Source organism: Kluyvera huaxiensis, from assembly GCF_040149365.1.
Lineage (GTDB): Bacteria > Pseudomonadota > Gammaproteobacteria > Enterobacterales > Enterobacteriaceae > Kluyvera > Kluyvera intermedia_A.
This window is the reverse complement of the sequence record NZ_JBEFLV010000017.1, coordinates 114,072-120,569: the sequence shown is the minus strand read 5'-3', so window position 1 is coordinate 120,569 and position 6,498 is coordinate 114,072. Positions and strand designations below refer to the sequence as shown.

The following is a 6,498-nucleotide window of genomic DNA, read 5'->3' as shown; positions in this document are numbered from 1 at the left end:
GGCGAAGGTGAGTTGATGGCTCATGATGTCCCTCTGGGATGCGCTCCGGATGAATATGATGATCTCATATCAGGAACTTGTTCGCACCTTCCCTAGCACACTGCGGACAAGCTAACTAAGCTGAAGGTCCGCTATGAGTGAGGAGCAGACGTTGCATTCGCGTTTATCGTAAAAACTGTTATGGCCTAGTAACTCTATAAGGCTTTTCATTGAAGCTATCTTTGTCACAAAGCTCATGCAAAAAATGAGCTTATTTTAGATAGTTAATAGGATAACATGATTGACGAAAATTATATTTGAAGGTTAGATTAAAGCAAGTAAAGTTAGCAGAACGATTAAAAATATATAAGAGGTTATGATGAATGTGACATTGATTTCGAGTATCATTGGTGGAGTTTTTGCCGTAGCTTCAGTTATTATTTCTGTTGGAATTACTACATTTAATCAGAACAGGGTTAATAAGATAAATAATGCCATAGAGGAAAAAAGGAAGCATCAATATTATCTTGAGCCATTGATTAGATCTGCCGCTGACTTACAAAGTCGAATTTATAACATACTAGAAGGCGGATTCATTGAACGGTATTATCATAACGGAAGTGATAGAAATCAAAACTATGTTATAAACAATACTGTTTTTCTTGTAGCTCAATTTTTTGCATGGACTGAAGCCGCTCGAATTGACGTTCAGTTTCTAAATCTTGAAAATGATTTAAAGACTCGCAAACTATCCGAACTGCAGAGTAGAATATATTCATTGATACAAACAGATAGCCTTGGTCCTCATTTTATTTTCTTTGCGGGAGAACAAAGAGCTATTGGCGAGCAGATGTTAATCAAAAGAGATAATGGATATAATTGTATTGGCTATGGTGAATTCATAAGAAAAGATGCGTTTTGTGACGAATTTTTATTTAAAGAATTGAAAGGCGAAGTTGTTAAAATGACGAAGAACATACAAGCTTATCGCATTCGATTACAGAAGTTGCAACATGCACTAATTGATTTGCTTGACTACCTTGATCCCAATGAAGTCAGGATTAATAGTAATGAGCGATCTAAACTATAAAGTTAACTCCTAATATAAAGGGTCGAAACACATCGAAAGAAATTGATAAAAATTTGGTGCGTATTTTTATCCCTCAAATAATTATCAATGAAACTCGGGAGACACTTTCTTTGAGGTATAATTTTCCGTCTCTGGAGCGAAGTGGACAGAAAAAAGGTCGTGAGGCCTGCTTTCAGCGATCTGTGGGCACTACTAACAGCATTCTGTGTGAGCCAATGGGGAGCAGATCAGGTTGACCTGCTCCCCAATAATTAATGCAGATAGATGTTAGCAACGTCCGCTTCTGGCACGCAGCGGACAGAACTGAAGGTCCGATGAGAGCGAGGTGCGGACAATGGGTAATCCTTTCTTTTGCCGGTGTTTTATGTTTCCCTTCGCATAGACAGCGGACCAAGGAAATCACCGTGAAAATCTACTGGACCTTAAAAAGTATTACCGAACTCAAAGACTTATCTTTTCAGGAGCGCGGAAGACGGTGGCGGAGCGCGTATAAATCGGCATTCCGGCACTGGCAAACATGGGCCGGTCTCGCCCTCTGCGGGGCTTTTAGCGGCGCGGGAGCACACTTTGGCGGCATAACCGGCACCGTAATATTTGCTGGGCTGGGTGGCTTTATTTACGGCCAAATCGTGACACACGTTGTCCTGAAACATTATCGGCACCGGCTGCAGGGCTAAGCCAATTGATCTTTCAGGCCTGAAGGCTTCCAGACTCATCAAGCGGCAAGTGACAGGTCTTCGTTCAGCGCGTCTGTGTGAATGCCACCCGGGATCAGCTCATAGTCAGCCAGCTTCGCTGCACTGGTCTCCCTAAGCTGTGGGGGAAAAGACCTATGGAATAGGTGAGCTATGGGTCAGGAAATGGTCAATCGAGTCGATTACACCGGGAGCTAAGGGGAGTACTGGTTCAGCGTATGAAGCGATATTCGCCTTTCGATCGTCCGAAGTCACCTCTTTCATAACATGGTTCATATTGGGCAATATCACCAGAGATGCTTGAGGATTAGCGGCTTTAAGCAGTCTTGCATCTGTTTCTTCCACCTGGAGATCGCGTTGCCCTTGTAGCACTAACACGGGTTTGGAAATGGTCGAAATGAGATGGCCTGGATTATATGAAAACGCATCGATCAAAAATCCCTGAACAGCAGGATTAAAGAGAATTCGCAGTGCTGGATGCATATTCGTAATATCGACCCGCCGCCGATGTTCCAGAGCATCAATTATCGGCAATGCCTGTTTTAATAACACTTCGTTTTCCGGATTAGCTTTAAGTTGCCTCCTCAACATCTCGCCCATCGGCCTCCCGGGCGTGGCGATAAGAACCACGCCGCACACGTCCTCTTCTTGAGCCGAGGCAAGCGCGACCAGGCCTCCTTCGCTGTGTCCTAAAATCCAAATACAGGAAGTGTGTAACTGACTTCTAAGTACTTTTATCCAGGTGCGAACGTCGTCAACATAGTCAGAAATCGTCACTGCATTGGCATCCTCTACGGCCATTGCGCTAGAGAACATTCCACGTTTGTCGATACGAAGCGTTGCAAAACCTTTTTCAGCCAGGCCTTCAGCAAGAAGTCGGTAAGGCGATGCATTCACACCAAACGGGTTGTTTCCATCCCGATCGGTCGGCCCGGAGCCTGGAACAATAAGAACAACAGCGGTTGGTTTTGAATTTGGAGTGAGTAACGTACCTTTCAAAGAACCTTTTGGCCCGGCGGCATCCAGGACAGTTTCGGAAAAGGTCACCGGCACTGCCGCCAGACTCACAAATGGGCAAGCGCTCAAAAGGGCAATGGAGGCGGTAATATTCATCGGTGATGTTCCTGTAAAGCTCTGCGTGCCCGCCATTTTATATTATAGATACGACCTGCTCTCCATTGATTTTTTGCGACGATGCTTGTGGGGATGGTGGCGTTTTCAGGTCTGAGCTATTTTTTGCTGTGATATGTTCCCTCTTCTCCCGGGTGAGAGGATGTTATCGACGACCGCACTCTTGTTGTATCACCCATTATCAAAATCCAAATACCTGCAATACAAATGCAAATATCATATTTGCGCCCTGTTCATCGCCTCTGTAATTTGTGTTTTATATAAATGCAATAATTTCAGGGCGCTATTGTTTCATATGATAAAACTCGAAAACATAAACAAAACGTACCCTGGTAGTACGCACGCCGCGATCGGAAAATTAAATATCGTTATCAATGAAGGTGAATTCTGCACATTCGTTGGCCCCAGCGGCTGCGGGAAAACCACGATATTACGTATGATTAATCAACTGGATATCCCGGATGCCGGTGCGGTTTATGTACAGGGAATTAAAATAGCCGATGCCGATATTATTCAGGTGCGCCGAAAAATAGGTTTTGTGATGCAAAGTGCAGCCTTATTCCCGCACCGGACTGTTTCCCAGAATATCGCCACGGTTCCGCGCCTTCTTGGCTGGAATAAAAAGCATATTCAGGCACGTATTGATGAATTGGTTGAGATCATGTCCCTCGACCCGAGTCTGCTTGCGCGCTACCCCCACCAGCTTTCTGGCGGGCAACAAGGACGGGTGGCGATTGCCCGCGCGCTGGCGGCCGATCCCCCTATTCTGTTGATGGATGAACCCTTTGCGGCCATCGACCCGGTCGTGCGAGAAAAGCTCCAGGACGAGCTGTTGCAACTCCAGCAACGCCTGCACAAAACTATCGTGCTCGTCACCCATGACATCAACGAAGCCATTCGCCTGGGCGATAAAATTGCCATCTTTCAGGAAGGCGGTGTCCTGGCTCAGTTTGATACGCCCGATAATATCCTCACCCAGCCAGCCAGCGAGTTCGTGGCGCGATTCATCGGGCCTGAGCCCAACTTAAAACGCCTTGCCAGGCTTCAGGTTGGGCTGCTGCCGCGTCACGATGTTCCGCTGGTGGACGAGACGCTAACCCCAATTTTCAGCCAGCACCCGGTGGTTGCCAGTCCGCTGCGGCTGGTGCTGGATAAACAGCTGCGCCCGTTGTACTGGCTCGACCCTGAGCGGCGCACCACCCTGCCCGTTTCACTCACCCTGAAGGCGCTTCACTCCCTGCGTTTCGCATACAGCGCACTTCTGGATGCGCCGGGTGGCGTGCTGGTGCACGTCAACGGCGACGGTCAGTATCAGGGAAGTATTTCCCACGGGCTGCTCCAGCGCGTACTGAACGGGCATGTGGATGTTCGCCGCTATGATTGACTGGCAATGGATTGTGGATAATCAGGGCCCGATTGCTGCCCTGCTCTGGCAGCACACGCTGTTGGTGGCGGTATCGCTCTTTTTCGGCACGGTTCTCACCGGGGTATTGATTGGCCTGACCCTGCGCTGGCCCGCATCGGCTCCGGCACTGCTCGGTCTGTGCGGGGTGCTGTTTACCATCCCCTCGCTGGCGCTGTTTATTCTGTTGATCCCGTTTACCGGCCTGTCACTCACCACGTCAGCGATCGGCTTAACGCTCTATTCACTGCTGATCCTGCTCCGTAACGTGGTCGCCGGGATAGAAAAGCTGCCGTCGGACGTGCTCGAATCCGCCCGCGCGCTGGGCTACACGCGCTGGTACCGGTTTGTTGACGTTGAGCTGCACCTGATTATCCCGTCTTTGTTTGCCGGGCTGCGTATTGCCTCGGTCACGCTGGTCGGGCTGGTTACGGTCACGGCGCTCATTGGTCAGGGCGGTCTTGGGCAACTGCTGCTGTCGGGCTTTAACCAGGATTTCCTTACGCCGATTGTGGTGAGCGTGGTGCTGAGCCAGGTGCTGTCGTTTATTTTTGACTCTCTGATAGCGCGTCTGGGCTATTGGATTACTCCGTGGGCACGCTAATGGACATCTTAACAGCAACCTGGCACTGGTTAATTCAGCCAGACCACTGGCTCGGCGATACGGGGATCCTGCTGCGCTTACGCGAGCATCTCTGGTATGTGCTGGTGAGCATGGTTATCGCCTCGGCCATTGCGTTACCTCTGGGGGTGGCGCTGGGCTACTGGCGCAAAGGGGCTTTCCTGGTCATCAACCTGTTCAACATTGGCCGAGCGATCCCCTCTCTTGGCCTGATTTTATTGTGCATTATTCTGTTTGGTTTCAGTGACGTGCCGGTATTTCTTGCGCTAATCGCCTTGTCTGTCCCGCCGATCCTGACCAATACCTGGGTGGGGATTTACCACGCCGATCGCACCCTTTGCGACGCCGCCACCGCGTTTGGTATGACGCCCGTACAGAGCCTGTGGCAGCTGCGCATCCCGCTGGCGATGCCCTTGATCTTTGCCGGAATTCGCACCGCGCTGTTGCAGCTTATCGCCACGGCGGTAGTCGCCGCCTATGCCGGGCTGGGCGGGCTGGGCCGCTTCCTGATTGATGGTCTTGGGCAGCGCGATATACCGCAGGTCATTTCCGGCTCCCTCGTGGTGACGCTGCTGGCACTTGCCTGCGAGGGGATATTTTCACTGATCAACAACGTGTTATTTCAGTCAAAAGCCGCACCCGCAATAACTGAATCATGATAAAAACCACCTGCAAAAAAAGAGGCACTATGAAGCAATCATTATGGCAAGCGTTTAACCGCCGTGGATTTAAGTTATCCCTTCTGGCGGCAGGATTATTCAGCTTAAGTTTTACCACCCTGGCGGAAACCGTCACCATTGGCGGGGCGAACTTTACCGAAAGCTCAATTCTTGCCAATATTTACGCCAGCGCATTAAAGAAAAATAATATTGATGTTAAAACCCGGCTTAATCTGGGCAACCGCGAAATTATTATTCCGGCCCTGCAAAGCGGCGAAATAGATATTGTCCCGGAATATCTCGGCGCGCTGCTGAATTATTATGACACTAAAACCCTGGCGACCACCCAGAGCGACGTCAGCGCCGGGCTTGCAAAAGTGCTGCCGGCAGAATTCACGCTGCTCACCCCTTCTCCCGCCAGTTCGGTCACGGCCTGGGCCGTCCGCGCTGAAACGGCCAAAAAATACGGATTAACCAAACTCTCCGATCTGACGCCTGTTGCACACGAGCTGGTGATCGGCGGCCCACCGGAGTTTCCGGTTCGCGCCCTCGGTTTGCCGGGCCTGAAGCGCGTCTACGGCCTGGAGTTTAAAGAGGTGAAATCCCTCGATATGGGCGGGCCGCTGTCCCGTCTGGCGCTGAACTCCGGAAAAATAGATGTGGCAACGGTGATATCCACCCAGGGATCGCTCGCCAAAGAGGATTGGGTGGTACTGGAAGATGATAAACACGAGCAGCCAAGCCAGAACGTTGTCCCGCTGGTACGCAAAGCGGCGCTGACGCCAAAAATCGACGGCATCCTCAATCAGGTGTCTCACAAGCTGGATAACACCGCCCTGGTCGAGCTGAACAAGCAGGTCGACCTCCAGCACAAAGATCCGGCTGCCGTGGCACAACAATGGGTCAACACCAATCTTTAA

Annotated in this window: 7 protein-coding genes; 6 read left to right on the top strand and 1 reads right to left on the bottom strand. The window is 50.2% G+C overall.

The window, feature by feature from the left end; all coding sequences use genetic code 11:
* Positions 1-355 precede the first annotated feature (355 nt).
* Complete coding sequence (locus ABOC97_RS17270) at positions 356-1,069, top strand: lysogenic protein (RefSeq protein ID WP_349600129.1); 714 nt, start codon at positions 356-358, stop codon at positions 1,067-1,069.
* A gap of 404 nt (positions 1,070-1,473) precedes the next feature.
* Complete coding sequence (locus tag ABOC97_RS17265) at positions 1,474-1,746, top strand: hypothetical protein (RefSeq protein ID WP_349600126.1); 273 nt, start codon at positions 1,474-1,476, stop codon at positions 1,744-1,746.
* Between the two features lie 153 nt (positions 1,747-1,899).
* On the opposite strand, the gene ABOC97_RS17260 is transcribed toward ABOC97_RS17265, so the two are convergent.
* Positions 1,900-2,877 (bottom strand): alpha/beta hydrolase, encoded by a 978-nt coding sequence (locus ABOC97_RS17260; protein WP_349600123.1) that lies wholly within the window; start codon positions 2,875-2,877, stop codon positions 1,900-1,902.
* A gap of 313 nt (positions 2,878-3,190) precedes the next feature.
* On the opposite strand from ABOC97_RS17260, the gene ABOC97_RS17255 reads away from it, so the two are divergent.
* Genes ABOC97_RS17255 through ABOC97_RS17240 form a run of 4 tightly spaced genes read left to right on the top strand, consistent with a single transcriptional unit; the run spans position 3,191 to position 6,498 of the window.
* Positions 3,191-4,279: an ABC transporter ATP-binding protein gene (locus tag ABOC97_RS17255; RefSeq protein ID WP_349600120.1), complete on the top strand. Its 1,089-nt coding sequence runs from the start codon at positions 3,191-3,193 to the stop codon at positions 4,277-4,279.
* Positions 4,272-4,901, top strand: a complete 630-nt coding sequence (locus ABOC97_RS17250) for an ABC transporter permease (RefSeq protein ID WP_349600117.1) — start codon at positions 4,272-4,274, stop codon at positions 4,899-4,901. The genes ABOC97_RS17255 and ABOC97_RS17250 overlap by 8 nt, the downstream gene beginning before the upstream one ends.
* The gene (locus tag ABOC97_RS17245) at positions 4,901-5,578 is read left to right on the top strand and encodes an ABC transporter permease (protein WP_349600114.1); all 678 of its coding nucleotides are present in this window, start codon (positions 4,901-4,903) and stop codon (positions 5,576-5,578) included. Before ABOC97_RS17250 ends, ABOC97_RS17245 begins: the two co-directional genes overlap by 1 nt.
* A 29-nt stretch (positions 5,579-5,607) precedes the next feature.
* Positions 5,608-6,498, top strand: coding sequence for an ABC transporter substrate-binding protein (locus ABOC97_RS17240; RefSeq protein WP_266027807.1), 891 nt, complete (start codon positions 5,608-5,610; stop codon positions 6,496-6,498).

Coding starts and splice junctions, on each gene's coding strand:
- ABOC97_RS17270 (WP_349600129.1), top strand. CDS start 356: ATGATGAATGTGACATTGATTTCGAGTATCATTGGTGGAGTTTTTGCC.
- ABOC97_RS17260 (WP_349600123.1), bottom strand. CDS start 2,877: ATGAATATTACCGCCTCCATTGCCCTTTTGAGCGCTTGCCCATTTGTG.
- ABOC97_RS17255 (WP_349600120.1), top strand. CDS start 3,191: ATGATAAAACTCGAAAACATAAACAAAACGTACCCTGGTAGTACGCAC.
- ABOC97_RS17250 (WP_349600117.1), top strand. CDS start 4,272: ATGATTGACTGGCAATGGATTGTGGATAATCAGGGCCCGATTGCTGCC.
- ABOC97_RS17245 (WP_349600114.1), top strand. CDS start 4,901: ATGGACATCTTAACAGCAACCTGGCACTGGTTAATTCAGCCAGACCAC.
- ABOC97_RS17240 (WP_266027807.1), top strand. CDS start 5,608: ATGAAGCAATCATTATGGCAAGCGTTTAACCGCCGTGGATTTAAGTTA.